This is a genomic window from Gammaproteobacteria bacterium CG11_big_fil_rev_8_21_14_0_20_46_22 (genome assembly GCA_002796245.1).
In the GTDB taxonomy this organism is placed as follows: Bacteria; Pseudomonadota; Gammaproteobacteria; order UBA12402; family UBA12402; genus 1-14-0-20-46-22.
The window spans coordinates 1-2742 of the sequence record PCWT01000046.1 but is presented as its reverse complement, the minus strand read 5'-3'; the positions used below and the strand labels follow the sequence as shown (position 1 = coordinate 2742).

The window sequence follows — 2742 nt, the reverse complement described above, 5'->3', positions numbered from 1 at the left end:
TTTTTTCAAAAACCTACACTTTTAATCGCACCCGCTGATAATGCAAGATTCGCATCTTCAAATGTAATCGGTATATACTCTGCCCATGAATACGGTCATCACGCCCAACAAACGTTTAGCCCGCGCAATTGAGCAGCAGCGCGCCAACGGCCAAAACCTGCCTAGAACCTCGGGCGACATTTTACCCTACTCCGCTTGGCTCAACCGAACTTACTTCAAAGCCTGCAGAGAAAAACACATACCCGCCAAAACCTTACTTAACGCAAGCCAAAGTTTGTGGCTTTGGCAAAGCATTATTCGCAAGCATTACAAAGGCTTGGCCAACATCAACGCGCTCGCACAGCAAGCACAAGCTGCTTGGAAACTAGCGCAAGATTGGCAACTTAGCCTTGACGACGCAAGGTTAAATGACACCCTAGATAGCCTGCAGTGGACACATTGGGCAAAAACTTTTAAAGCGAAACTTGATGAAAACCACTGGATTGATGAGGCCTGCCTTGCCAGCGAGCTACTCAAATGCACACCACAAAGCCCTAAAATTGAAGCACAAGGTTTATTCGATTTAAGCCCAAGAGATCAAGCACTCTGGGAACAGCACAACATCCAGCACTGCAAAACCGAAAAAATACCCACAGAGAACCGAACGCAAAAAGCCTTTAAAACAAGCGAAGATGAACTTCAAGCTGCCGCAAGTTTTGCTTATCACTTTCATCAAAGCACCCCAAAAAAAACACTCGCGATTATCATTCCCGATCTCAAGCAACGCCGAGCCGAAATTGAACAGTGCTTTCGATACACCTTTAACCAAACTCTTGAAGACAACCACCGTCTCGACTTTACCATCAGCTATGGCCAATCGCTCAGCGCCTTGGCCATCATTGAAACCGCGTTTTTACTCCTAGACCTTGGTGAGTACACACAAGCCAGCACCTTAAGCGCATTGTTACGATCACCCTTTATCGCCGGCGCGAAAGAAGAAGCCAGTTTACGCGCGAAGCTTGACCAAGCCCTTCGCGAACAGACCTTTGACATCCACCTACCCAGCTTTCTCAATGCGCATCAAAATGATTGCCCAATATGGTGTGAGCAATTTAAACAATGGACAGCCTGGCCAGACAAACGCCTGGCGCCCGAAGACTGGATTCGACACATAACACAACGCCTCACACAGCTTGGCTTTTGTCGCGACACCCCTCTCTCAAGCTTAAATTACCAAGCCATGACGCACTTTCATGAAAAACTTGAAGCACTGCAAGCGCTCGCCCTATTCAAACCCAAGCTCAGCGCCTATCAAGCCATTAACTGGTTAAAACAAAGCTGTCAGCAAACGCTTTTTCAAGCCGAAAGTCACTGGCAAGCCAATATTCATATTCTCGGTTTACTGGAAGCTGCCGATCAGTCTTTTGATACCGTTTGGCACATGGGCTTGAGCGAAGCTCACTGGCCGCCCGAACAACATGCAGCAAGCCTACTGCCCAGGCGTCTGCAGCGTGAACTGGCCATGCCGGGCGGCGACCCTGCCTTGCGCGCCGAATTTTACTCGCGATTGTTTGAAAGCACGCAAGTACACTGCCGTGAGTGTATCGCCACTTACCTTAAAGAAGCAGACGGGGTAGCCCTTGCGCCCGCCTCTTGTATCGCACAGTGGCCCGAAGACCAACGCTTACAGACAAAAGAAGAACAAACCGCCTTAAATTTAGAAACGCAAAATGATTGGCAAGCGCCGCGCTTATCCGACGATGAAAAACCTCGCGGTGGCACGCAAATACTCAAACGCCAAGCCTTATGTCCCTTCAAAGCCTTTGCCGAGTCACGCCTGCACGCCCAAAGTCCAGAGGACTTCGAGCACGGCTTAACCCCCGCAATGCGTGGACAAATTATCCATGCACTGCTAGAAGATTTCTGGCGAAACGTTCAAAACCTTGAAAACTTACAAAACCTCAGCGAGAAAAACCTCTCAAACCTGATCAATGACATGATAGACAACGCCCTGACCCCCTTTAAAACGAAGCTGCGCTATTACTTAAACACCGAAAAAACACGCTTAAACACAACGCTCACAAGCTGGCTGCGCATTGAAAAAACCCGCGAGCCTTTTCAGATTAAAGCCTTAGAGCAACAACAAAACATCGCGATTGGGCCACTGACACTATCAACGCGAATTGACCGCGTCGACCGCTTAAGCGACAACACACTGATATTGATTGACTACAAAAGCAGTGCCAACAGCCCACAAAGCTGGCTAGGCCCGCGACCGGATGAACCACAGCTGCCTTTATACAGCCTAAAGCTCACACAGCCGATTGCCGCGATTGTGTTTGCCGAAATTAACCCCAAGGCCTACCGTTTTAACGGCATCTGCACAGACACCGCGACCTTACCCGGACTGAGCAAACGACACCACGCCGAACTCGACGAACTGAAAGCCGAGTGGCAAATCACGCTCGCGCAACTGGCCACAGACTTTTTTAACGGCGTCGCCACACTCGACCCTAAAACGCAAAGCACTTGCCAACGTTGCAGCTTGCAAGCGCTCTGCCGGATCAACGATCACTAAACTCTCGGTCCAGAATCCCTCTCAGACCCAAGACGCCTTGCAGCTAGCTCAGCCATTCGCGCAGGGAAATCAGTATCATAAACGACCTTGAAAAAGCCCACATACTGGATTCCGCTCGGGCCGGTTGGAATCACCGGCCCGAACACTGGCGCAGGCGGAACAAACAATGGCGGTGCAGGTGGTGG

General features: G+C 50.0%; 2 protein-coding genes. One reads left to right on the top strand and one right to left on the bottom strand.

The features are described from left to right. Positions 1-85 precede the first annotated feature (85 nt). Complete coding sequence (locus COV52_05355) at positions 86-2557, top strand: hypothetical protein (GenBank protein ID PIR11157.1); 2472 nt, start codon at positions 86-88, stop codon at positions 2555-2557. Here COV52_05355 and COV52_05350 read toward each other — a convergent pair. After that, on the bottom strand, positions 2554-2742 hold a 189-nt coding region (locus COV52_05350), incomplete at its 5' end, for a hypothetical protein (GenBank protein ID PIR11156.1). The genes COV52_05355 and COV52_05350 overlap by 4 nt on opposite strands.

Coding starts and splice junctions, on each gene's coding strand:
- COV52_05355 (PIR11157.1), top strand. CDS start 86: ATGAATACGGTCATCACGCCCAACAAACGTTTAGCCCGCGCAATTGAG.